This window comes from Streptomyces sp. MB09-02B (genome assembly GCF_033794485.1).
GTDB lineage: Bacteria > Actinomycetota > Actinomycetes > Streptomycetales > Streptomycetaceae > Streptomyces.
The window spans coordinates 1-23,971 of the sequence record NZ_JARGEE010000102.1; the positions used below are offsets into that span (position 1 = coordinate 1).

The window sequence follows — 23,971 nt, forward strand, 5'->3', positions numbered from 1 at the left end:
GCAGTTCCGTTTTTTTAACACCCGGCCGATCGTGGAGTGGTCCAGATCCGGGATGTCCTCGATCAGCGCGACGTGCTTCTCCAGCAGGCGCAGCGACCACCGGGCGTGTCCCTTGGGCGGAGTCGAGCAGGCCAGCGCGATCAGCCTGGCCTCGACCTCACCGGTCACCGGGGAAGCCACCGGCGGCAGGGCGCGTTCCTTCCGGCCGACCGTGGCCCACACATCGCCGCCGGTCTCCGCGTACCGCTTCGAGATCAGGCGGACCGAGTCGCACGAGACCCCGACCCGCTCCGCGATCACCGCCCGCGGAGCGACCTCGCCGGCCAACGTGTCCAGCACGAGCAGCACCCTCGCCCGCCTGATCATCGACGCGCTGCGGACCCCCGTCGTCGTCACCCGCACCAACGCCTGACGATCTTCGACGCTCAACGCAACCGGATACTTCTTCTGCGAAGACACAGCACCCCTGACGGCCGAAAGGAAGCGACAGGGAGATTCTGCCCAACTCCAGCAACCAGAACGACACTTAGCCGCGACGATCTACTAGTGCCGGATCAGGCAACGTTTGCCCTGTTGACGACGGCGCGTAGGCGTTGGTCGTCGGCGTGGCGGTTTCGCCAGATGATGTAGCGGCGGATCATGCTGCCCTGTTCCTTGTGGCTGGCATGGTCGGTGCCGTCGAGGGTGAAGTATCGCAGGGCCGTGAACTGGGCCTCGATCCGGTTGAGCCACGAGGAGTTCGTCGGGGTGTAGGCGATCTCGATGTTGTTAGCCGCGGCCCAGGTGCCGACTCGTTGGCACCTCTTCGTGGTCAGATGCGGGGAAAAGTTGTCGCAGACGATCGCGATCCGCACCGTCGACGGGTAGAGAGTGCGCAGGTAGCGGCAGAACTCGAGGAACTGTGTCCGCCTCTTGATCGGCTTGATGTGGCCGTAGAACTTGTCCTTGGCCAGGTCCAGGGCGGCGAACAGGTGCCGCACTCCGCCGTAGCGGTTATAGGTCGCCCGCCGCCTGCGGCGTGGTTCACGGTCGGTGCTCTTGTGCTTGCCGCCGCGTTCAGCCCATTGCCGGCCCGGGTGGGGCACCAGGTTGAGCGGCCCGAACTCGTCCACGCAGAAGATGACCTCAGGTTCACCGTCTTCGGGTATGACCTCGCCGTCGGCGATCGCGTAGAGGTGCTCGACGCGCGCTTTCTTCACCGCATAGTCCGGATCGCGGGAGGTCTTCCAGGTCTTCAGGCGTTGAAAGGATTCCCAATGAAGTTGTCAAGCCCGTGCGGTGACTCGCTGTGAGCGTGTCAGTCCAGCGCGACCGGGCTCGGCGGCGCGGTGATCTGGAAGGTGCGGCCGTCCCGTATGAGAGCCCACAGGACGTTCAGGCGGCGGCGCGCGAGGGCGATGACGGCCTGTCGGTGGCCTTTGCCCTCAGCTCTCTTCCGGTCGTAGAAAGCCTTGGACGTGGGGCAGCAGCGGGCGGCGACCATGGCGGACATGTAGAAGGCCCGCAGCAGGCGTCGGCAGTAGCGTCGTGGTCGGCGCATGTTGCCGCTGATGCGTCCGGAGTCCTTCGGGACCGGGGCGAGGCCGGCGACACCGGCGAGGCGGTCGGAGGTGCCGAAGACGCTCATGTCACCGCCGGTGTGGGCGATGAACTCGGCGCCCAGGACGGGGCCGAGGCCAGGCATGCTCAAGATGACCTCGGCGTGCGGGTGGTCGCGAAACCGGCCCTCGATCAGGGCATCGGTCTCGGCTATCTCCTCATCGAGGGCCATCACCTCCCTCGCCAGCTTGGCCACCACGGCGGCGGCCAGCTTCTCCCCGGCGACGGCGGTGTGCTGGCCCTCCGCCGCCTCGACGGCGGTAGCCGCGACGAGCTGGGAGTTGCGGACCTTGCGGTTCTTCAGCCAGACCGCAAGGCGGTTCTTGCCGATCCGGCGCAGGGCGGCCGGAGTCTGGTAGCTCGTCAGCAGTACCAGGGATGCCTTCGAGGTCTTGTAGTCGAAGGCCCGCTCCAGTGCGGGGAAGTACTCCAGCATCTGGGCTCGCAGCCGGTTGATCGTCCGGGTGCGGTCGGCGGCCAGGTCAAGGCGGCGCGAGGTGAGGATGCGCAGATCGACGGCGATGTCGTCGCCGCGGTGCATCTCCTGGAGGTCGCGACGCATGCGGGCCTGGTCCGCGATGACGAAGGCGTCCTTCGCGTCGGTCTTCCCGTCGCCCCGGTAGGAGCCGGAGGCGTGGTGGACGGTGCGGCCGGGGATGTAGAGGACCCGCTGCCCGTTGTCGGTCAACAGCGCGATCATCAGCGCGGCCCCGCCGGCGTTGAGGTCGATCGCCCAGGTCACCGGCTCGCCTTCGCTCAGCTCCAGCACATCGCTGATCAGCTGGAGCAGCGCGGTCTCGTCGTTGGCCACCCGCCGCGACAGCTGCCGCTTGGCATCGGTGTCGATCACTACGCAGTGATGCTCGGCCTTGCCCGCATCTGTACCGGCCCACAGTTCGGGCACGGCCACCTCCGAAGTCGTTCCAGTCCCGGTCCCAGCAGACGACCTCGCCAGCGTGTCCTTACCGAGCGATCTTGCCGCGCGCATCCCAATGAGTGGTCGAGTCGTCGCGGGACGCCGGGCGGCCAATCCTTTCAAGCCACCTCAGGGCTGGAGATACCAAGCCACACCCAGCATCCCTGGGTTTCCCGATCCTACGAGTGACCGGAATCAACCCTCGAACAACGTAAGGAGACGCCCTCCTCGCGGAGCAGGATGCGCAGGCCCTCGTGGCTGATGTCGTCGACCACCCCCTCAGCGACCAGGAAGTCCGCCAGCTTGGACAGGCTCCAGGTAGAGAACGGCAGGTCGTGCTCGGTCGGCTTGGACTTCGCGATCTTCTTGATCTCGCGCCGCTCGGGCAACGTGAACGTCTTGGGCCGGCCGCCCTTGTACTTCGGGGAGAGCGACTCGAAGCCGTCGGCGTTGAGGTTGTGGATCACATCCCGGACCCGGTCCTCGCTGGTGAACGACACCTCGGCAATCCTCGCCACCGGCATGCCCTGCGCGGACAGCAGCACCATCTGGGCCCGCCGCCAGGACACCACCGACCCGGTGCCTCTACGAATGATCCGCAGCAGCCGCTGCCCCTCATCATCGTCGATCTCGCGTACGTGTACTCGAATCGTCACTCGCACAGTCTGGTGGCCATGCCTCCCGGAACGGATCCGGAGAGGCTCGTCACTTGCCACTGCCCTGTCCTCGAGCCTTGGACGCGTGCCAACGGAGCAGGAGCGACGTCACGCGATCACAGTGGTCAGCCTTGAGGCTCCTGCGGTTTGACCTCGACCTCGCGCAGGCTCTGGTCTTTGAGCTCGGTGCGTGCCTCGGTTCGGTGTCCCCGGGCGATGTAGTCACGCACGACCGCTTCGACGGCGTCCTGGGGCGAGCCGACCCCGGCCAGGACCATCACTTCCACCACCAGTTCGGCATCGAGACTGATGTTGACCTTGGCCACGAGCGGCCCCCCTTCATCGGTCCGGGACTCTAACAGCCGCACAGCAGCGACTCGTTCCCGCTGCGGTTCAATGGCACGGGACCAACAACAGGGCGAACGTTGCCTGATACGGCACTAGACGCAGGAAGAAGGGCGCCTGACCTGGGCTTTCACCCGTCAGGCGCCCTGCAGCGCGGTCCACTCTGCACCGAGTCCGCCTTGCGCACTTAGGGCGTGCAGATCTTTAACTCGTCTTTTTGACCTTGGTTTGAGTAGGGGGCGGAAGCGAGGAATGTCGCGACGTCGGCTGGTGTCCGGAGGCGGGCGGTAGAGGCGTAGATGTAGTGGCCGTGTGCTTTCAGGAGTGGGCGGACTTCCTGTTTTGCGCGGCTGATGGTCGGGGCGGTGACGCCGAAGAGTTGGCCGAGGAGGTCCATGGTGGCGAGTTTGCGCAGGTGGAGCACGGTGACCAGGATCCGCTCGGTTGGGGTGAGCTTGGCTTTGGCGCCTGTGCCGGGGGCTACCAGGCGCTCGTGACCGCGACGTGTGCGGAGCATTCGCTCGCGTTGAACCTCCAGCGCAGGAGTCAGTGCTTCGATGAGCTCGCGGAGCTGTTGGCGGGGCATGCCAGTCAGTTCAGGGTCTTGCAGTGAGTGCTGCGTGAGGCGATACGGGCTGTTCGCCGACGTCTGGCCTGCCGTGCTGTTGGTCGCCGTCGCGTCCGGCGGATGCTGGGGGTGGAGGGTGTAGTTCCAGTCGCCGTGGAAGCGATGCCGGGTCATCGGCAGGGCGGCGATCACGTCGTCACTGACCTGGATGCCGGTGGGGTACGGGTTGGTGTCGAGTTCGGCGTGCACTGTCAGGCCGGTTGTGGTGGTGGTCGCGGCGATGCTCTCGACGATGACTTCGTGGCTGGTCAGGGGCCTTCCGCGCCAGTTCATGCTGATGTGGGAGAACAGCCGGTGCTCAATTCGGTTCCACTTCGAGGTTCCGGGAGGCAGGTGGCAGACGGTGATCGCCAGTCCGGCCTCGGCGGCGAACTGAGCGAGTTCGGTCTTCCAGGTGCGGGTGCGGTATCCGTTGGAGCCGCCCGCGTCGGCGGTGATCAGCAGCCGGCCGGCCGTGGGATAGGCGGCCCGCCCGGCGCCGTTCCACCAGCGGCGGATGGATTCGACGGCGAACGCGGCGGTGTCGTGGTCGGTGCCCACGTTGACCCAGCCGGTGTTCGCGGCTACGTCGTAGATGCCGTAGGGCACCGCTCTGCCCAGCTCGCGGTCGGGGAAATCGTGGGTGTCGACTCGCACCGGCTCGCCTCTCGGCTCCCATTCACGGCCGTTGTTCTTGAAGGGGCCGACCAGTTCTTTCTTCTTCGTGTCCACACTGATTACCGGGGCCCCGCTGTCCTGGTGGTTGCGGGCCTGCTCGTTGAGGTAGTGGAACTGTGCGTCCCGGTCCGGGTGTTGCTTGCCTTCCAGCGTCTTGGCGTTGCTCTGCAGGCTGAAGCCCTCCTCGCGCAGGAGATCGCCCACCGTGTCTGCGGAAATCCGGTGGCCGTGCAGGGTCAGCTGCTCGGCGAGCTTGCGGGTGGATTTGGTGGTCCAGCGCAGCGGCGACATGGGATCTCCGCGGACGTCGGGCTCGACCAGCGTGAGGAGGGCCTCCCGAACGGCCGGATTCCGGTCGACGACGCGTTTGCGGCCACCACCGGGACGTCGGATGCGTCCCAACGGGGCCTGGCCGGAGTCGAGTTCCCGCACTCCGACAGACACAGTGGCCTCACGGACACCGGCGGCACGGGCGACTGCTCTGATCCCGCCGTGGCCGAGGGACTGCGCCTCCGCTCCTATCAGCAGTCGACGCTGCCGCTCGTCGAGGTGCGGCAGAATCGCCTCGAACTTCGCTGCCAGCACGGCCCGTTGCCCATCCAACCCGCTCATGCCAGACCAACGAACCACCGAACGGAAAGCCACGAGTTAAAGATCTGCACGCCCTAAGAGGGCCTGGCCGTGCAGTTGGCGACCAGAGTCCCCTGCAGGTGTCCGAGTCCGGCTACTACGCCTGGCGCTCGCGGCCGCCCTCCCCACGCTCGCTGCGGCACTCGTGGCTGACCGAGGCCATCACCACCATCCACACCGCCTCGCACGGCACCTACGGAATCCGCCGAGTCCACGCCGAGCTGAGGCTCGGGCACGGCATCCCAGTCAGCCACGGCACCGTCATGATCCTCATGCAACGGGCAGGCATCAAGGGCCTGCCCGGCAACCGCCGCCGACGACCGCGGCACGACACCCCCCACAGCCGCCGACCTGGTCGACCGCAACTTCGCCAGGACCACTCGGCCGTGAGTTATGGACAGGGGTTTGCGGCTGTCCGTTGTCCCATGGGCCAGGGCCTCTCCGGTCAGCGGGGAGTGACACCGGAGAGGGCCCTGACGAATCGGGGGGGGCGTTACCCCCGGAGCGAGCTCAGACTTGGAGCCAGATCGCGTGGTCCGGGTCCAGAAGTCCGTCCGTGATCGGGCCGCTGGCCAGCAGGGTCGCGGTGTGTTCGGGCAGCCGGTACGGCTCGTCCGAGAGGTTGACCACGCACAAGAAACCGGGGTCGCGGCGGAAGGTGAGGACGCCGGCGGGGGCTTCGACCCAGGCGAGGGTGCCGTCGCCGAGGGCAGAGTGTTCGCGGCGCAGCTGCAGGGCGGTGCGATACAGCTCCAGCATCGAGGTTTCGTCGCCGGTCTGGGCCTCCACGCTGCGTTCGCTCCAGTTCGCGGGCTGCGGCAGCCAGGGTTCGGCAGAGGCGTCGGCGGGGCTGAACCCGAAGGGCGCACTCTGCCCGGACCAGGGAATCGGCACGCGGCAGCCGTCGCGGCCGCGGTCGGTGTGGCCGGAGCGTTCCCAGATGGGGTCCTGGAGGTCGGCCTCGGGCAGGTCTTCCACTTCGGGCAGGCCGAGTTCGTCGCCCTGGTAGATGTAGGCGCCGCCGGGCAGGGCAAGCATCAGCAGGGCTGCCGCCCTGGCACGCCGGGTGCCCAGCTCCAGGTCGATGTCGCCTTCAGGCTGGTAACGCTGGTTGGGGACCCAGCGTGCGACGTTCTTGCGGGCGTAGCGGCTGGTGTGGCGCATGACGTCGTGGTTGGACAGGACCCAGGTGGCCGGGGCGCCCACGCCGATGAGCATGGCCAGCGAGTCGTCGATGACGGTGCGCAGGTCCTCGGCGTCCCAGCTGGCCATGAGGAAGTCGAAGTTGAAGGCAGTGTGCAGGCCGCCGGGGCGTACGTAGGCGGCAAGGCGTTCGGGGGTGTCGGCCCAGGCTTCGGCGACGAAAGCGCGCTCGCCGTCGAACTCGTCGGCGATCTTGCGCCAGGTTCGGTAGATGTCGTGGACCTCGTCACGGTCCCAGTGCGGGTGCTGGGCGAAGGGGCGGGACTGGCCGTCCGTCGGTCCGGGGAGGAGCGGCAGGTCGGGCAGTTCGGGGTCCTTGGCGAGGCCGTGGGCGACGTCGATGCGGAAGCCGTCGACGCCCCGGCTGAACCAGAACCGCAGGATCGACTCGAACTCGGTATGCACCTCGGGGTGTTGCCAGTTGAGGTCGGGCTGTTCGGGGGCGTACAGGTGCAGGTACCAGTCGCCGTCGGGCAGGCGGGTCCAGGCCGGGCCTCCGAAGCAGGAGACCCAGTTGTTGGGCGGGTCGACGCCGTCGGGGCCGCGGCCGGGCCGGAAGATGTACCGCTCGCGTTCCGGGCTGCCGGGGCCGGCGGCCAGCGCCTGCTGGAACCAGGCGTGCTGGTCGGAGGTGTGGTTGGGCACGATGTCGGGGATGACACGGATCCCGTGTTCGTGGGCGTCGGCGATGAGCTGCTCGGCGTCTGCGAGGGTACCGAACAGCGGGTCGACGGCGCGGAAGTCGGCGACGTCGTACCCGCCGTCGGCCATTGGGGACTTGTACCAGGGGTTGATCCACAGGGCGTCCACGCCGAGCGACTCGAGGTAGGGCAGGCGGGAGCGGATGCCGGCGATGTCGCCGACGCCGTCACCGTTCGAGTCGGCGAAGCTGCGGACGTAGACCTGGTAGATGACGGCGCTGCGCCACCAGGGCGTGGTGGAAGGCATGGTGCTGAAGAGGTCCTTTGAAGCGGGGTGTGGGGGATCCGGGCGCCGGGAGGGCGGCTACTTGGCGGCCCCGGCGGTCAGGCCGGCGACGATGCGGCGCTGGAAGATGAGCACCATGACCACCAAGGGGACGGTGACCAGGACGCCCGCGGCCATCTGGCTGCCGAAGGGGACGTCGAACTGGGTGGCGCCGGTGAACTTGGAGATGGCCACCGGCGCGGTCTGGATGCTGGGCCGGTTCGTCATCGACAGGGCGATGAGGAACTCGTTCCAGGCGGCGATGAAGCAGATGATCGCCGTGGTGAAGATGCCCGGTGCGGCGAGCGGGAGGATGACCTTACGGAATGCCTGGCCCTGGGTGCAGCCGTCGATCATGGCGGCCTCCTCGAGCTCGTCGGGCATCTGCTTGAAGAAGGTGGTCAGGTTCCACACCGCCAGCGGCAGCACGAACGACATGCTCGGCACGATCATCGCCTGGTAGGTGTTGATCCAGCCGATGTCGGTGAACAGCTTCAGCAGCGGGACCACGATCGAGACGACCGGGAACATCGAGGTGGCGATGATCAGGGTGAGGATCAGCCGCTTGAATCGGAAGTTCAGCCGGGCCATCGCGTAGGCGGTGAACGTGGCCAGCAGCAGGGCCAGCACGGTGGTGGTGCCGGAGACGATCAGGCTGTTGAGCAGCGCGCGGCCGAACCCCTGTGAGGGACTGAAGACTGCCCGGTAGTTCTCGAACGACACCGAGGTCGGCAGCAGGGAGGTGTCGAATATGTCGGAGCTGCGGCGCAGGCTGGAGACCAGCATCCAGTAGAAGGGGGCCAGGCAGTAGGCCACCACTGCGGCAACTCCCAGGTAGAGCAGCCAGGTGCGCCATTTCACGGTCGCCGTCATGCCGGCACCTCCGCCCTCTTGGGCGCCAGGGTGCGCCGGAGCCTGCTCTTGCGCTTGGGCCCGGCCGGGCCGCCTACGTCACCGACGAGGTCCGCGCCCAGCAGCCGGACGAAGCCGAGCGCGATGAGGAAGACGTAGACGAACAGGAGCACCGCGTAGGCGGCGGCCGGTCCGAAGCGGACGTTGGACGCCTCGTTCTGGGCGAGCATGGAGAGGGTTTCCACGGAATTCTTCTGTGCGCCGATGAGGAGGTAGGGCAGGTCGAACATCCGCAGCGCGTCCAGGCAGCGGAAGAGCACCGCGACCAGCAAGGCGGGTTTCACCAGGGGCAGGGTGATCCGCCAGAACTGGGCGAACGGACTCGCTCCGTCGAGGCGGGCCGCCTCGTAGACCTCCTTCGGGATCACCTGCAGGCCGGCCAGGACCAGCAGACCGATGAAGGGGGAGGTCTTCCACACCTCGGCGATGATGACGGCGATCTTGGCGTGGAAGCCCTCGGTGGTCCACAGGACCTGGTGGCCGATGAGGGCGTTGGCGATGCCGTCGCTGTTGAAGATCCACCGCCACAGCAGGCCGGAGATGGCCGTGGGCACGGCCCAGGGGATGAGGATGCCGGCGCGGATGAGGGCCCGGCCACTGAACGCCTTGTGCATGATCAGCGCCATCGCGACCCCGATCAGCGTCTCCAGACCGACGGTGACGACGGTGAAGAACGTGGTGTTCCAAAAGGCGTTCCAGAACCGGTCGCCGGCCTCGCCGAAGATGTCGGCGTAGTTCTGCAGGCCGACGAACGGCTCGGTGTCGCTGATGAAGCCGGTCTTGGGGTCCAGGCCCTTCGTCCCGTACAGCGACTCCTTGAACGCCATGACCGTCGGGTAGAGGACGACGACGGTGAGCACCAGGAGGGTCGGTGACACCAGCAGTGCCGCCGTGCGCCCCGACGCCGCGGTCGCCCACGCCGGGCTGCTGCCCCTTCTCGATCCGGAGGACTTTCCGGCACGACTGCCCGCCGCGCCGGTGGGACCGTCCGCGGCGGCGTCGGGTGGAGTCTTGGTGTCGACCACGGCTTTGCTCCTCACAGTGCCGCGGACTTCTGCAGTTCGCTCTGCAGGTCCTTCAGCGCCTGCGCGCTGGACTTGTCACCGTTCAGGGCCGCGTACGCCTCCTGCTGGATCGCCGAGGACGCGTCCCCGTACTGCACCACCCGTGGGCGGGGCACGGCGCCCAGGATCGACTTCTTCAGCACCGGCAGGTACGGGTACTGCTCGACCAGCGCCGCATCGTCGTAGAGGGACCCGTAGGGCGGGGCCATGGAGGCGTCCTTGAGGAACGTCGCCGCGCTGGCCTCGCTGGTGAAGAACTTCATGAAGTCCAGCGCGGTCGCCTTGTTCTTGGCGAACGAGGACAGGGCCACGTTGTGGCCGCCCAGGCTCGAGGAACCGGCCCCGGTCAGGCCGGGCAGCGGCGCGACCGCGAACTTGCCCGCGACCTTGCTCTTCTCGGCCAGCGAGTACACGTACGGCCAGTTCCGCAGGAAGAGCAGCTTGCCGGACTGGAACGCCTGGCGGCCTTCCTCCTCCTGGTAGGTGATGGCCTCCTTGGGGATCGTGCCGTCCTTGAAGGAGTCGACGAGGAAGTCCAGGCCCTTCTTCGCCGCAGGCGTGTTCACGTTCGGCTTCCCGGCGGCGTCGGTGATGACGCCGCCGGCGGAGTTCACGGCCTCGGCGAAGTTCACCGTCAGGCCCTCGTACTTCTGGAACTGGCCCGCGTAGCAGTCCAGGTCCTTGGCCTCGGGCAGCTGCTTGACCTTGGCGCAGTCGGCCCTCATCTCGGCCCACGTAGTCGGCGCGGCGCTGATGCCGGCCTTCTTCAGCAGGTCGGTGCGGTAGTACAGCACGCCGCCGTCGGAGGACTGCGGGACCGCGTACAGGTTGCCGCGGTACTTACCCGTCTCCACCACTGGCTTGAGCATCTTGTCCAGCGGGAACTGGTCGGCGGGCAGCTGGTCGATCCACTGATGGGCGGCGAACTCCGAGGTCCACACCACGTCCATCCACAGCACCGTGTAGGCGTCGGACTTGGTCTCGGCGTTCTGGATCATCTGCTGGCGCTGCTGGTTCACGTCCGCCGGCAGCTGCACGAAGGTGACCTTCTCCTTCGGGTGCTGCGTGTTCCAGTTGTCGATCACCTTCTGGACGACGCCGGAGCTGTCCTTGGCAGCGGCGAACGTGATCGGGCCGCGGCCGGTGAAGGACGGGCTCTTGGACTGGCCCGAAGAACTGCCGCTGTCGGACGAGCCGCAGGCGGTGAGGACGAGCCCGGCGGCGACGAGCACGGCCGAGCACTGAAGGACTCTGCTGGTTCTGGCGATCACTGTCTCTCCTGGACGTGCGGAACCGAAGTCTCGGCGAGGGCGCCCTGTAGGGAGTAGCTACCGAGATGACTCTGGGATGCCTCGGTTGTGAGACTGTGCTGTCACGGCATTCTATGGATAAAAAGCGCAGGTCAAAGCACCGAAGGATGACTTCACGGTGACGGCTCTGCCTCCACCGAGACAACGCTTGCACCGTAGGAGTGCATCTGACGGAAGTCAATGCGTAACCTCGCAGTAGCACGGATCAGTCAGGAGGCAGATACCTTGCCCATATGCGATACAACCGGTCACCGCACCCTGCTGAAAGAGTCGAGACAGCGCTGTCACAGAGCCTCCCGCCAGAGGCTCGAACTGTGCTAACTTCCGCTCATGTCACCAGCTCAGCGGCACCCGACCCTGGCCGACGTCGCCGAACGGGCGGGAGTCTCCCCGTCGACCGTCTCGCGCACCATGCGCGGCCTGACATCGGTCTCGCCCGACGTCCGGGTCCGGGTCGAGCAGGCCGCACGCGAGCTGAACTTCGCGGTCTCACGTCAGGCATCCAGCCTGGTCACCGGCCGCACCGGTGTCATGGCGGTGCTCGTGCCCACGCTCGACTCGTGGTTCATGGGGGCGGCGCTCTCCAGCCTGGGCCCGCTCCTGCGGGAGGCGGGCATGGAGATGACCGTCTACGTGGTCCCCGACCTGACCGAGCGGGCCGAGTTCTTCGACCGCCTGCCCGCCCGGCGCAACGCCGACGCCCTCCTGGTGTTCTGCTTCGATCTCACCAAGGAGGAGACCGCCCGCCTCGACGACCTGAGCATGCCGGTCATCTACATCAGCCAGCACGTCGAAGGCCGCCCCAGCGTCTACGTCGACGACGTCGCCGCCGCCTGCAAGGCCACCCGCCACCTGATCAACCTCGGTCACCGCCGCATCGCCTTCGCCCACAACGTCAACGCCCGCGGCTTCAGCTTCAGCTCGCGCGAGCGCCTCGTCGGCTACCAACAGGCACTCACCGAGGCGGGCATACCGCTGGACGACGACCTCGTCGTCACCACCCCGCCCCGCGACAAACGCGGCACCACCCAGGCCGTCGGCGACCTGCTCAGCCTGCGTGAACCACCCACAGCGATCTTCGCCGAACAGGACGAGCTCGCCGCCTCCATCATCTCCACCCTGCGCACCGTGCAGATGGAAGTGCCCCAGCGCATCTCCGTCCTCGGCTTCGACGACCAGCTCATGGCCGAATGGCTCGACCTGTCCACCGTCGCCCAGTCACCGTCCGACCTGGGCCGCGCCGCCGCCGAACTAGCCCTGGAACTCATCAGCGACCCGGAGTCCGACCGCGGCCGGCACATCGTCCTGCCCACCCACCTCATCCCCCGAGGAACCACGGCCCCGCCTCCTGCTCCCCCCAGCGAACAGGAAGGCACCGTCCGGCTTTCCGAGGGCACAGCCCCCACGCGCTGACTTCCCGTGTCACCCTCCGGTCACGGGCGCCACGGGCACCCAAGCCACTCGGGCCCCGATCAGGGGTGAAGGGCAGTGCCTGGCCCGGGGCCAGGTCGTCGCGCAACCGCAGGAACCGGACGGGGTGACGGTAGAGACCCGCGTCGATCGCGGTGTCGGCCTGGAACTCCGCCATGAGGTCTGGCCGCACGGGGCTACCCCAGTTCGCCGGTATCCCAGCCAGCGGAGAAGCGCCGTCCGTGCCAGGGGTGGTCGGGGCCGGCCGCGTGAAGTCGCCGGGCGAGGTCGCGCCGTTGGGCGGTGGACAGGGGTGTGGTGCGGGCGAGCAACCGCAGGTCTCCGACGGCGTCCTAGCGGGCCAGCAGCAGCGTGGCCGGCGAGGCCGGGGTGGCCGGTCACCCCGCCGATCAGCCCTTCGCAGCACACCAGACGCCCGCCTCCCGCCACCCGAGAGACCGATGGAACCGACCGAAGCGACTCTGCCGCTCTTCGGCGAGGAGCCCGCCCGGCCCCTCGCCGACCGCCTGCGCCCCACCCGGCTGGAAGAGGTCGTCGGGCAGGACCACCTCCTGGCCCCGGACGCCCCGCTGGGCCGCATGGTCGCCCAGCAGCGCCTCAGCTCCGCCGTCCTGTGGGGCCCGCCCGGCGTCGGGAAGACGACCATCGCCCGGCTCCTCGCCGACGGCAGCAACCTGGCCTTCGAACCGGTGTCGGCCACCTTCTCCGGCGTGGCCGAGCTGCGCAAGGTGTTCGCCGCGGCACGCAGCCGGCGCGGCATCGGCCAGGGCACCCTGCTGTTCGTCGACGAGATCCACCGCTTCAACCGCGCCCAGCAGGACAGCTTCCTCCCCTACGTCGAGGACGGCACCGTCATCCTGATCGGCGCCACCACGGAGAACCCGAGCTTCGAACTCAACGGCGCCCTCTCTCTCCCGCACCCAGGTCCTCGTCCTCAGACGCCTCGACGAAGCCGCGCTGTCCACGCTCCTCGACCGCGCCGAGCAGCCCACCGGCCACCGTCTGCCCCTGGACGACGACGCCCGCTCCGCCCTGATCGCCATGGCGGACGGCGACGGCCGCTACCTCCTCAACATGGCCGAACAGCTCCACGCCCTCCCACACACTGCAACCACCCTGGACACCGCCGAACTCGCCCATCACATCCAGCAGCGAGGCCCGCTGTACGACAAGGCGCAGGAGGGCCACTACAACCTGATCTCCGCGCTGCACAAGTCGATGCGCGGCTCCGCCCCGGACGCAGCCCTGTACTGGCTCACCCGCATGCTCGACGGCGGCGAGGACCCGCTGTTCGTCGCCCGCCGCCTGGTCCGCTTCGCCAACGAGGACATCGGCATGTCCGACCCGCACGCCATCCAGCAGGCCCTCGCTGCCTGGGACGTGTACGAGCGACTCGGCTCCCCCGAGGGCGAGTTGGCGATCGCTCAGGCCGTCGTCCACCTCGCCACCGCCCCCAAGTCCATCGCCGTCTACCGCGGCTTCAACGCCGCACACCGATCAGCCCGGCACACGGCTCACTCATGCCACCCGCCCACATCCTCAACGCCCCGACCCGGCTGATGAAAGACCTCGGCTACGGCAAGGACTACCAGTACGACCCGGACACAGCCGACGGCTTCTCCGGGGACGACTACTTCCCCGACGACATGGACCGCGAGACGTACTACCAACCCACCCGCAACGGCTACGAAGCCCAGATCACCGAGCGCCTGCGCCACTGGGCCGCTCTGCGCGCCCGCCGGCAACGCGGCTGACCGGCCGACGCCCGCGAAGAATTATCGCGGCCGGAGAAGTGAAGACAGCGCGCCCGAGTTGTCTGTGACGTGCCCTCACCCGAGCTTGCGCCGCATCCGAGGATCAGGTTCACCTACTCCTCTGCCCTTCCCGAAGGAGAGAACACACCCGTCGAGGAGGCGCTGGGCGCTGTTTCCGACCCTGCCAGAGATCCGACGGCAGCTGGCCGACGGGTTCTCCGGGCGGGAACCGGACCCCAGGACACTCCTTGCCCCAGGTGGACGCGGACGGCAGCGACATGTCCCCGAACCGATGTCGGCCACCTGCTCCGGCGTGGCCGAACCACCCCAGGCGCTAATGGTAAGTGGATCGACTTGCCTTAATGGCGGCGCGGGGGCTACCTTCCGATGGTGAGTCCATCGACTTACCTAACGCCTCGACAAGGAACAATGACCATGAATCGTCTTGCGGGCAAGCGCGCCCTCATCACCGGCGGCACGAGTGGGATCGGTCTGGAGACCGCGCGGCGTTTTGTCGCGGAGGGGGCCGAGGTGCTGGTCACGGGTGTCACCCCGGCCAGCATCGACAGGGCACGGCAGGTCCTGGGCGACAAGGTGCCGGTGGTGCAGGCCGACGCGCGCGATCTCGATGCTCAGCGCGCCCTGGCCAAGCAGGTGGGTGAGCACTTCGGAGAGCTGGACGTGGCGTTCCTGAACGCCGGCGTATCGGACTGGCGGCCGTTCGAGGCCCACACGGAGGACAGTTTCGACCGGCTCTTCGACATCAACGTCAAGAGCGTCTTCTTCCTCACCCAGGCCCTGGTGCCCGTGCTGGCCAACCCGTCCTCGGTCATCCTCAACGCGTCCAACAGCGCGCACGGCGGCTACGGGCATTCGAACGCCTATGCCGCGACGAAGGCGGCCGTCTCCTCCCTGATGCGGTCATGGAACGCGGACCTGCTCAGGTCGCACGGCATCCGGTTCAACGCGGTCAGCCCCGGCCCGGTGGACACCCCGCTGTACTCCGCCTCCAAGCTGGGGATCGAGGACCCCGCAGTGCAGGCGGCGGTTGTGGAGGGGATCAGCGCCGGCATCCCGCTGGGCCGCATGGGTATGCCCGGGGAGGTCGCGGAGGCCGTCGTGTACCTGGCCTCGGACGCCTCGGCCTTCGCGGTGGGCCAGGACCTTATCCTGGACGGCGGCCAGACCGTCCTCTGACAGCGAGGACGCGGCCGGGAGACGGGCGAGAGGCGTGGGCATGTCGGTGGCGGACCGAGCGAAGACCGGTGGCGACACGTGCCAGGCCAGGGACGACGCGCAGACCAAAGCCGGATATCACGCGCAGATCAAAGCGGAGAACCGCGCGCGCATCATCCGCGCCGCCCGCGACCTCTTCCTCGCCCGGGGATACGACAAGACCTCCCTGGCCCAGATCGCCAAGGAGGCCCGCGTCTCCACCGGCACCCTCTTCAAGCGGTACCCCTCCAAGGCCGCACTGTTCGCGGCCGTCACCTCCGAACAGTGGCAGCTGGATGTGGAGTACGCCGAACCGCCCCCGCCCGGTGATCCCCGGTACGGTCTGGACCACATCGGCCGTGACTACGCCTGCCTGGTCGCGCGGCCCGGCACGGCGGCGCTGTGCCGCCTCATCATCACCGAGCTGCCCCAGATGCCGGAACTCGCCGACATCGTCGGCACCGGCTTCGCCATCGACCGCGGCCCCTTCTTCGACCGGCTCCGCGACTACCTGGACACCGAAGCACAGGCCGGCACACTCGACTTCCGATCGGCCGACGGACAGCCACAGTCGGCGGCCGAAGTCGCCGAACAGTTCCTCGGCATGATCTGCAGCCAGTTCCTGTGGCCCCAACTTGTACGGACCGACTTCGTCCCGCCCAACCCCACCGACGCCGCGATCGTGGACGAAGCCGTCGCCCTCATGCTCGCCCGCTACAGCACCGGATCCTGAACCCCGGACCACCCGTTCACGCTGCCACAGCCCCAAGACGTCATCCCTGCCAGGACAGGCGCGGGTAGGGGTGACTCGACCGGCAACGAACACGGGCGAGCGCGACCGGGCCTTCCAGCAACAACAGCGGCAGACGGCTGAGCCGGGTCGGCACTCCGCACCGTCGAGTCCGTCGGCCGCGTGCCCCTCGGGCTCCAGCCTGCCCCGCTACTCCGCGAGCAGTCGGCGCAGCCACTCCATCTGGGCCGTCTGGCGCCCGGCCTCTGTTTCCCTGGCCCAGGAGCACTGATCCGTCAGCCGGATGCGCCCAGTAGCGAGCGGCAAGAGCGCCCAACGCCGTTTGGACAGGGCTGCCGCCGGTCCGGGGGACCTCAGCGTGCTCGAGGGAAAAGCTGTTCGACAGCGGTCACCACCGCGGCGCGGCGGGCGGCGGTGGTGGGGTCTACGGCGTGTGCGGCGGCGGCCTCGCTGATTTCGGGTTGCGACGCCCAGGTCGTGGCGATCTGGTTGACCAGGGCGAGGACGTCGGCCGGGTCCCAGGCGGGGTCGAGTTGACCAGCCTGCTGCACCCGGCGGAGCTGGTCGATCTTGCGGGCGATCACTGCCTGGGCGGGATCGTCGGCACCGGCTCTGGTGCCCGGCAGTTCGAGGCGGCCCCAGGTGATCAGGCGGTGGTGGTCCGGACGGGCGACGAAGTAGTCGAACAGCCGGCCCGCGTAGCCAGGAAGGTCGGACGGGTCCATCTGGGTGGCCTCGGCGATGACGACATACTCCCGTGCAGCGACAGCGGCATAGAGCGCGTCTTTGCTGCGGAAGTAGGCGTAGACGCGTTCTTTGCTGGTCTTGGCGAGCTTGGCGATGCGGTCCACGCGGGCGCCGGCGATGCCGTGGCGAGCGAACTCCTCCATGGCAGCGGTAAGGATGCGCTCGCGCGTGGTGTCGCCGCCGCCAGCGGCTCCTGCAGGCGCTGCGGTCTGGCCGCAGTCGCGGGACTTGGGCATAGCCCCACCATAGAGCACCGAACCGTTTGGTTTGGCATCCGGGTGATCGGTGCGTAGAGTCAAACGGAACAGTTCGGTTTGGCCTCTACGGGTGAAGCCGGCGAAACACTGAGGGAGTGAACTCATGCAGCACCGCAACCTGGGCTCTCAGGGCCTGCGCGTCTCGGCGCTCGGCCTGGGGACCATGGGCATGTCCATGGCCTACGGCGCCTCGAACGACGACGAGGGCATCGCGACCATCCGCCGCGCCCACGCACTCGGGATCGACTTCTTCGACACCGCCGAGCTGTACGGCGCCGGTACCGGCAGCAACGAGATCCTCCTGGGCAAGGCGGTCAAGGACTTCCGCGACGAGGTGGTCCTCGCCACCAAGTTCGGCTTCGACATGGCCGCCCCGGCGATCAGCCCCGGCTTCGACAGCCGCCCGGAGAACATCCGCAAGGTCGCCGAGAACAGCCTGCGCTACCTGCAAAGCGATCACATCGACCTCTTCTACCAGCACATCTCCGACCCCGCCGTGCCGGTCGAGGAGGTCGCAGGTGTGGTCGGCGAACTGATCGCCGAGGGCAAGGTGAAGTACTTCGGCCTGAGCAACGTCGGCCCCCAGTACATCCGCCGCGCCCACGCCGTCACCCCGGTCTCCGTGCTCCAGTACGAGTACTCGCTCTTCGAGCGGGAGGTCGAGGAGAAGATCCTCCCCGTTCTGCGGGAACTCGGCATCGGCCTGGTGCCCTACTCCCCGCTCGGCCGCGGCTTCCTCACCGGCCAGGTCAAGCCCGCCAGCGAATACCCCGCGGACGACATGCGCAGCTGGGACGAGCGCTGGCAGGGCGAGAACTACACGTACAACCTGCGCGCCACCGAACAGCTCAAGAACCTGGCGGACACCAAGGGCATCACCACCGCCCAACTCGCCCTGGCCTGGCTGCTCGCCCAGGGCGAGGACATCGCGCCCATTCCCGGCACCCGCAGCACCAAGCGCCTCGAAGAGAACGCCGGCGCCACCGACGTCCAGCTCTCCGCCGCCGAACTGACCCGCATCACCGAGATCCTTCCCCACGGCTCGGCAGGCAGCCGCCTCCCGGCCGCGGTACTGTCCAGCTTCACCACAGACTGACCGCCCCGGCCACCCGCACATGCGAGGCCGGGCCCGTCGGCCAAAGGCGGCACGCGGGCCAGTGCCGATGGCAGGGGGTACCGGGGGGGGTTCAATCCTTTTGCAAGGCGGGAGCTCGACGCGGCAGTGGTACTCGCCGACATCGACCTGTCGGCGGTCACCGTGGTCGCGAAGGAACTCGGAGAGAACGCGCTGGCCCCGACGACCCGACGCCCTGGATCTCGCTGATCTCGGTGGCCCGGCTCTACGGCGGCGGGGTGCGCCGGCAAGAACTGGCCCGCTGGTGGGACGAGTTGTACGACCGCGACCCGTACAGCGTGGAGGGCCACCTCCAGGTGCTGCACCACTACTCCTCGCGCCGGCACGGCTCGCACGGCCTGATGTACGGCTTCGCCCGCGACACGGCCGGTGTGGCCCCGCCGGGCTCCCCGCTGCCGGTGCTGGTGCAGTACGCCCGGGTCGAGGAGTATCGCGCCCTGCGGGAGGAGAACGCACGTCAGACCGGTGTCGGCATCGGGCAGCACGGGAGCCACGACGGCGCCGCCGGCGACGTACGCCGCACCTGGCAGCGCTGGATCACCGGTCGGCCGGACTGCCCCCCTCCCCCCGGAGAGGTGCGCGACCTCAACTACCTGACCCACGCGGCCTGTTCGGCCGGGCTGACGGACATCGCCGGTTCGCTGTTCACCATCGCCGGACAGCGCGCCACACTTACGCCGTGGTCGTACACCGGCGACCCCTCACGCCAGATCACCAAGTGGCGCAAGGAGTTCCTGCCGCGCGGCTGAGGCGCCGCCGCCTGCCTCCCGTCGGCAGCCGGGCACCTCACCGTCCCGGTCCCGGGTGGGTCGTCCAAGCTCTTGATCTGCCCATGATCCGGAGGCACGCCGTGATGCCCACCCACGACCACCGCAAACTGCGCCGACTGCCGCCCGGTCCACCGTGCCGCTCCTCCAGCCACTGCGCCGGCAGCACCTGCCCGGCAAGCCCGTGCGGAGCCAGCCGCCGGTCGGGCCCGAACTGCCGCCGCGTCTTCATCTCCAGACCCTGCCCCCGCATCACATCGGCGAGCTGATCCACCTGGCACGCGAACGCCGGCGTCGCCTTCCCGATGTCATGCACCCCCGCCAACCACACCGCCGGACGCCGCCCACGGTGATGGTCATTCCGACCGAGTACGACAGCCACCTCCCACGCTGCGAGATCCAGGCCAGGAACTCGTGAGTGCCGCCCGCAGAGTCGGTGCACATCACCACCGCCCCCGCAGCGGCGGCAAGGCAGTTGCGCACGGCATGACGCGCGAACTCCTGCGCGGTCCCCGTCCCCACGTCCCGGCCGACGATGCCCCGGCTCGGCAACTCGCCGTCCGTGCAGGGAAGTTGGCCCGGCGAGGTGGATGCTGGATCCCACCGTGCGGTGGGGCACGAGGTACAAACTGCCGGCGAGGACCGGCACTGTCAGCCCCAGGGCCTTGAGCCTTTCCGCAGCCGAGTCACGCTTGACGGTCTGCGGCAGGGGCTGACTCATACCGCCACCGCCTTGGTGCACGCCCTTTCCTCGGTTCTCCCCTCGGGCGTCAGGGGCGCGGCAGGCCGAAGAGGACCGGGAGGTCGGCGATGTCGGTGATCCGCTCGTAGCCGAGCCAGTGCTCGTCGTGCTCCCAGCCGCGGTCCATGTACACCTTGTTCTCGATGCCCATGATCGCCGCGGAGCGGTGGTCATACATCAGGCTCGCGGAGACGTGCACGATCTCGTCGGGTGTGACACCGAGCTTGTCGAGCATGTACTCGAAGGCCTGGAGTCTCGGCTTGTAGACGCCCATCTCCTCGGCACTGATGACGACCTCGAACGGGGCCTTGAGGTTCTCCGCGAGACGCACGGCGTGCGCGGTGTCACTGTTCGTGATGATGACCAGCGGGACCGCCCCGGCCAGGCGGTTCAGCGCCTCGGTGACACCGGGGTACGGGCCCCAGGTGGGCACGGTCTCGTACACCGCCCGCGCGTCTTCCTCGCGGTACTCGAGACCGACCTTGCGTGAGGCCCGTTCCATGGAGCGGGCGACGACCCGGTGGAACGGCTGGTAGGCGCCCGTGCACTCGTCGATCCGGTACGCCTTGCAGATCCGCAGGAACTCGTCGGTGACCTCGGCCGGCAGCCGGTCCCCCAGCACCTCGCGCATCGTGTCGTTGATGCTGAACTTGATCAGCGTTCCGTTCATGTCGAACGTCACGAACTTGGGCTTGACGTCAAATCCCACTGGTTCCTCCTGGTGTTCCGTGGAGCCCGGTTGAGTCGTTTGGTCGATTGTCGACCATCGAATTGGTGGATTGTCGACCACATGAGCATCGGCTGTCAACAGCATCTGAGGAGCGTCCTGGACGGCCCGGGCGCCAACTGCCTCCGGCCCCAGGCAGCTTCCCTGCCGGGGAAGCGACTTGAGGCAACAGAGGGCAAAACCCGCCAGGGGTATAGTCGACAAACGACCAAGTGGTCGACAAGCAGCGAGGGAGGGCGACGGGGTGGACCACAAGTTCGAGTGGCAGGAGCAGCGGATGACGACGCCGGACGGCGTCTACCGCGCACTGCGTGCCGCCATCCTCGATGGGACCGTACCTCCCGGTGGCCAGCTGCGTGAGGCGCACATCGCCTCGGATCTCGGGATCAGCCGGGCCCCGCTGCGCGAGGCGCTGACCAAGCTGGAGGAGGAAGGGCTCGTCGTAAAGTTCCCCTACCGTGGGGCGTTCGTCGCAGAGGTGAGCCCTCGCGAGGTCGCCGAGATCGACTCGGTCCGGCTGCATGTCGAACCCTATGCCGCCGAGCTCTCGGCCGAAGCCCTGCGCGGTCCTGAGCGGCCGCAGCTGCTGCGAACGGTCGAGGATCTCCGTCGAGCGATGGAGAAGGACGACATCCCGGCCAGCATCGACGCGCACCTGCGTTTCCACAGGCTCTTCTACGACTTCTCGGGGCACGGCATCCTGCAGAGCCTCTGGAACGGCTGGGAGACCAGGCTGCGGCTCTACCTCAGTGTCGATCACCGCACTTACAGCGACAACCCGCATCAACTGGTCGTCGAGCACGAGAGGTTGGCAGCGGTCGCCCTGGAAGGCGACACCGACGCGTTCCGTCAGGAACTGGCTGCCCATTTCGCCGAGGGGCTGCGAGCCCAGGCGGGAGACGCGGGACACGCGGGAGAACCGACGCACCGGCACGCATGAGGCCGGTCGGTGGATCGCGGCGAAGGGGCAACGGGTCGGGACGACGGGTCGGTGGGACCGGGCGTTGACGGCTGCCGTGCAGCCGCGCGGAGTCCTGGACGCCTCCCCTCTGCGGCAGCGTCGTTCGGACTCCGTCCGGGGCAGTGCCCCCGCATGCTCGACGGAGTAGACCGCGCCACCGTGACTCGGCCGGTGCGCCGATGTCACCGAGCTTTTTGAGGATGCACCAGTGCGGCCTGGCCGGGCCCTGGCTTCGACCTCTGGGCGAAACCCGTGCCGGCGAGGTCGGCCTCACCCCTGGGCAACTGCCCCTGTATGGCAGGGCGAGTCCTTGAGGGCACCCCGCTGCGCGGCGCATGCGTAGCCGCCGGTCGACGCGGCCCCTCAAGTCCAGTCCCATGCGACGCGTCGGCACAGCGCGCTGAACCGTTGGCGGCGGTCTCGACGACGCACGGCTGACCGCCCCCACCTGACGTCGTCGTCGAACTTGTCACCACGGGCTTGCGGCCAGGCGCTGGGCACCTTGGTGGACGGGGTGTGCCGCGTACGCTCGCCCACGCCGAACCGGAGAGACCGGCGACCGCGGTCGCGGTGACTGCCCTGGCTATACCGGCAGCACCAGATGGGTCCGCACGCGATGCTCCCAGCTTGTGCTCGACGCTCAAGTTTGCATTGACAGGGCTGGATGGGCCCCCATATGGTCGACAAACGACAATCTGGCGGTGGATTTAAGCCACCATGCTGCGCTTTTGCCGCGCATGTCGCTCAAGAGGAAGACTGAGTGCAGATGATCAGAATCCATAGGTCGCGGGTTCTCGTAGCGAACTGCGAGGTTTTGCGCGCTGTGCCGTCCGAGGCTGTGGCACGGTGAGCGGGCGCGTGGCCTCGGTGGCGCACACCGACTCGGCTTCCGATCGGCTCCAGGCCCTGGGGCTGGCCCTTCCCGAGCTCCGTGAGAACCCGTACTACGTGCACCATCGGAGTGTGGATTCCAGCATCTACATTTCAGGCCAACTGCCCTACAAGGGCGGCAAGTTGCTGGGCCGGGGCGTCGTCGGCCGGGACGTGGAGCTGGAGACCGCGCAGGAGTTCGCGCGTCATGCCGTCCTCAACTGCCTTGCCGCCGCTGTGCAGGCGGTGGGGGATCTGGAGCGGGTCCTGATCGTGCAGATGCTGGTCTTCGTGGCCAGTACGCCGGACTTCGGCGAGCAGTCGCGCGTCGCCAACGCGGCCAGTGAACTCCTCATCGAGGTACTGGGCGAGAACGGCCGGCACGCCCGTACCGCGATCGGTGTCGCCGGGCTGCCGCTCAACAGTCCGGTCGAGATCCAGATGGTCTGCACCGCGGTGTAGAGCAGGCGCATCAGTGGTGTGGCGCGAGCACTCGCGATGCTGCGAGCCGCGCGCTCGGCATCCAGGGACTCCGCATGCGCGGCCCTGATCATTCCCCGCCAGAAACACAAGGAGGGCAGCGTGAACCGGCTGCAACAAGCACTCGACGCTCTGGTCGAGCGGATCGACACCCCCGCACCGATCGTGCTGGCCGACGTCGTGCAAGGCAACATCGACCGCGTCCAGGGCTTCGCCGACCAGCACGACCTCAAGGTCAGGCCGCACGTCAAGACCCACAAGTGCGTGGAGATCGGGCGACGTCAGATCGAGGCCGGCGCGGTCGGGATCACCGCGGGAAACGTCGGTGAGGCCGAGGTCTTCGCCGCGGCCGGCTTCGACGACATCTTCCTCGCCTACCCGATCTGGGCCGCTGGAACGAAACGAGCCCGGATCCGTCGGCTCGCCGAGTCCGTCCGACTGCGGGTCGGCGTCGACAACGTCGCCGGGATCGAGGCCCTCGCCGACGCGATGGGAGACGAACCGGACCGGCTGCAGGTCGTGATCGAGGTCGACTGTGGAGCTCGTCGTTCCGGGGCGCCGCCCGAGGCCGCGGGCGATCTCGCGCTCGCCGCCCGCAAGCGCGGTCTGGTGCCTGCGGGCGTCTTCACCTATCCCGGTCACGGCGGCGCAGGTCGGGACGTTCGTCAGCGCGCCGCGCAGGATCAGGAGGCCGCACTCACCACCGCCGTACGCGGCCTGGCCGGTGTCGGGGTCACCCCTGAGGTCGTCAGCGCCGGCTCCACACCCACCCTGCAGTTCTCCACCAGCAGCGTGATCACCGAGATCCGTCCCGGCGAGTACGTGTTCGGTGATCTGAACAACGCCCGGCTGGGGTCCTGCGAGGAAGACCAGATCGCGCTGTTCGTCGCCGCCACCGTGGTCAGCGACTGGGTCCCCGGTCAGGTCATCCTCGATGTCGGCACCAAGGCCCTCAGTCGTGAAGGCGGCCCCGAGATCGGCTACGGCGGCATCGCCGGCACGAACGCGGTCCTGTCGAAGCTCAACGAGTACCACGGATTCCTCCCGTTGCCGGCGGGCGAGTTCCGCCCCAGCGTCGGCACCGTCGTACCGGTCGTGCCGAACCACGTGTGCCCGGTCGTCCTCGGCTTCGAGGAACTGATCGTCACCGACAGCACGGGCACCTCGCTGGAGCGCTGGCCGGTCGACGCCCGCGGATTCCTCAACTGACCGGCACGGGACGAGACCCCCGTCCTACCCGCCCCCGAC

The 23,971-nt window shown here is 68.1% G+C and carries 18 protein-coding genes and 6 pseudogenes; 11 read left to right on the plus strand and 13 right to left on the minus strand.

Going from position 1 to position 23,971, the window contains the following annotated elements:
- The 6 genes and pseudogenes from P1P70_RS16870 to P1P70_RS16895 all read right to left on the minus strand — a co-directional run.
- A partial coding sequence (locus P1P70_RS16870; protein ID WP_319238077.1) for a helix-turn-helix domain-containing protein occupies positions 1-429 on the minus strand: 429 nt, incomplete at its 3' end.
- Between the two features lie 125 nt (positions 430-554).
- Positions 555-1,250: pseudogene (locus P1P70_RS16875) on the minus strand (transposase); the annotation flags it as partial.
- A 47-nt stretch (positions 1,251-1,297) separates the two neighbouring features.
- Positions 1,298-2,509, minus strand: a complete 1,212-nt coding sequence (locus P1P70_RS16880; RefSeq protein WP_319238080.1) for an IS110 family transposase — start codon at positions 2,507-2,509, stop codon at positions 1,298-1,300.
- A 215-nt stretch (positions 2,510-2,724) separates the two neighbouring features.
- Positions 2,725-3,171: pseudogene (locus P1P70_RS16885) on the minus strand (helix-turn-helix domain-containing protein); the annotation flags it as partial.
- Between the two features lie 125 nt (positions 3,172-3,296).
- Entirely contained in the window at positions 3,297-3,497 is a 201-nt protein-coding gene (locus P1P70_RS16890; protein WP_086800714.1) for a type II toxin-antitoxin system VapB family antitoxin, read from the minus strand.
- A gap of 206 nt (positions 3,498-3,703) precedes the next feature.
- Entirely contained in the window at positions 3,704-5,413 is a 1,710-nt protein-coding gene (locus P1P70_RS16895) for an ISAzo13 family transposase (RefSeq protein ID WP_319238113.1), read from the minus strand.
- 98 nt (positions 5,414-5,511) lie between these two features.
- Here P1P70_RS16895 and P1P70_RS16900 point away from each other — a divergent pair, with 98 nt between their 5' ends.
- Positions 5,512-5,991, plus strand: coding sequence for an IS3 family transposase (locus P1P70_RS16900; protein ID WP_413471480.1), 480 nt, complete (start codon positions 5,512-5,514; stop codon positions 5,989-5,991).
- Here the strand turns inward: P1P70_RS16900 and P1P70_RS16905 are convergent.
- The 4 genes from P1P70_RS16905 to P1P70_RS16920 are packed head-to-tail and all read right to left on the minus strand — an operon-like array spanning position 5,942 to position 10,847.
- Entirely contained in the window at positions 5,942-7,582 is a 1,641-nt protein-coding gene (locus tag P1P70_RS16905; protein WP_319238082.1) for a glycoside hydrolase family 13 protein, read from the minus strand. The two genes, P1P70_RS16900 and P1P70_RS16905, sit on opposite strands and share 50 nt — an antisense overlap.
- A 57-nt stretch (positions 7,583-7,639) precedes the next feature.
- On the minus strand, positions 7,640-8,473 hold the full coding sequence (locus P1P70_RS16910) for a carbohydrate ABC transporter permease (RefSeq protein WP_319238084.1): 834 nt from the start codon (positions 8,471-8,473) through the stop codon (positions 7,640-7,642).
- Entirely contained in the window at positions 8,470-9,537 is a 1,068-nt protein-coding gene (locus tag P1P70_RS16915) for a sugar ABC transporter permease (RefSeq protein ID WP_319238087.1), read from the minus strand. Before P1P70_RS16915 ends, P1P70_RS16910 begins: the two co-directional genes overlap by 4 nt.
- Before the next feature lie 11 nt (positions 9,538-9,548).
- Complete coding sequence (locus tag P1P70_RS16920; protein ID WP_319238089.1) at positions 9,549-10,847, minus strand: ABC transporter substrate-binding protein; 1,299 nt, start codon at positions 10,845-10,847, stop codon at positions 9,549-9,551.
- A gap of 369 nt (positions 10,848-11,216) precedes the next feature.
- Here P1P70_RS16920 and P1P70_RS16925 point away from each other — a divergent pair, with 369 nt between their 5' ends.
- From P1P70_RS16925 to P1P70_RS16945, 5 genes and pseudogenes are all read left to right on the plus strand, one after another.
- Positions 11,217-12,299: a LacI family DNA-binding transcriptional regulator gene (locus P1P70_RS16925; RefSeq protein ID WP_319238092.1), complete on the plus strand. Its 1,083-nt coding sequence runs from the start codon at positions 11,217-11,219 to the stop codon at positions 12,297-12,299.
- Positions 12,300-12,757: 458 nt separating this feature from the next.
- Positions 12,758-13,135 (plus strand): annotated as a pseudogene (locus tag P1P70_RS16930) (AAA family ATPase); the annotation flags it as partial.
- 223 nt (positions 13,136-13,358) lie between these two features.
- Positions 13,359-14,071, plus strand: a pseudogene (locus P1P70_RS16935) (hypothetical protein).
- Positions 14,072-14,506: 435 nt separating this feature from the next.
- The gene (locus tag P1P70_RS16940) at positions 14,507-15,268 is read left to right on the plus strand and encodes an SDR family oxidoreductase (RefSeq protein ID WP_319238095.1); all 762 of its coding nucleotides are present in this window, start codon (positions 14,507-14,509) and stop codon (positions 15,266-15,268) included.
- A gap of 40 nt (positions 15,269-15,308) precedes the next feature.
- The gene (locus tag P1P70_RS16945) at positions 15,309-16,019 is read left to right on the plus strand and encodes a TetR/AcrR family transcriptional regulator (RefSeq protein ID WP_319238097.1); all 711 of its coding nucleotides are present in this window, start codon (positions 15,309-15,311) and stop codon (positions 16,017-16,019) included.
- A 371-nt stretch (positions 16,020-16,390) separates the two neighbouring features.
- Here the strand turns inward: P1P70_RS16945 and P1P70_RS16950 are convergent, their stop codons facing one another.
- The gene (locus tag P1P70_RS16950; RefSeq protein WP_319238099.1) at positions 16,391-17,020 is read right to left on the minus strand and encodes a TetR family transcriptional regulator; all 630 of its coding nucleotides are present in this window, start codon (positions 17,018-17,020) and stop codon (positions 16,391-16,393) included.
- A 124-nt stretch (positions 17,021-17,144) separates the two neighbouring features.
- On the opposite strand from P1P70_RS16950, the gene P1P70_RS16955 reads away from it, so the two are divergent.
- The gene (locus tag P1P70_RS16955) at positions 17,145-18,137 is read left to right on the plus strand and encodes an aldo/keto reductase (protein ID WP_319238101.1); all 993 of its coding nucleotides are present in this window, start codon (positions 17,145-17,147) and stop codon (positions 18,135-18,137) included.
- Between the two features lie 197 nt (positions 18,138-18,334).
- Positions 18,335-18,925: pseudogene (locus tag P1P70_RS16960) on the plus strand (hypothetical protein); the annotation flags it as partial.
- Between the two features lie 53 nt (positions 18,926-18,978).
- Here P1P70_RS16960 and P1P70_RS16965 read toward each other — a convergent pair.
- Together P1P70_RS16965 and P1P70_RS16970 are read right to left on the minus strand one after the other, a co-directional pair.
- A pseudogene (locus P1P70_RS16965) lies at positions 18,979-19,286 on the minus strand (CRISPR-associated endonuclease Cas3''); the annotation flags it as partial.
- A gap of 427 nt (positions 19,287-19,713) precedes the next feature.
- A complete protein-coding gene (locus P1P70_RS16970; RefSeq protein ID WP_319238103.1) occupies positions 19,714-20,394 on the minus strand; it encodes a haloacid dehalogenase type II in 681 nt (226 codons plus the stop codon).
- Positions 20,395-20,689: 295 nt separating this feature from the next.
- Here P1P70_RS16970 and P1P70_RS16975 point away from each other — a divergent pair, with 295 nt between their 5' ends.
- From P1P70_RS16975 to P1P70_RS16985, 3 genes are all read left to right on the plus strand, one after another.
- Entirely contained in the window at positions 20,690-21,352 is a 663-nt protein-coding gene (locus P1P70_RS16975; protein ID WP_319238105.1) for a GntR family transcriptional regulator, read from the plus strand.
- An 867-nt stretch (positions 21,353-22,219) separates the two neighbouring features.
- A complete protein-coding gene (locus P1P70_RS16980; RefSeq protein ID WP_319238108.1) occupies positions 22,220-22,705 on the plus strand; it encodes a RidA family protein in 486 nt (161 codons plus the stop codon).
- 120 nt (positions 22,706-22,825) lie between these two features.
- Positions 22,826-23,932 (plus strand): alanine racemase, encoded by a 1,107-nt coding sequence (locus P1P70_RS16985; protein ID WP_319238110.1) that lies wholly within the window; start codon positions 22,826-22,828, stop codon positions 23,930-23,932.
- The last annotated feature ends 39 nt before the right edge of the window (positions 23,933-23,971 follow it).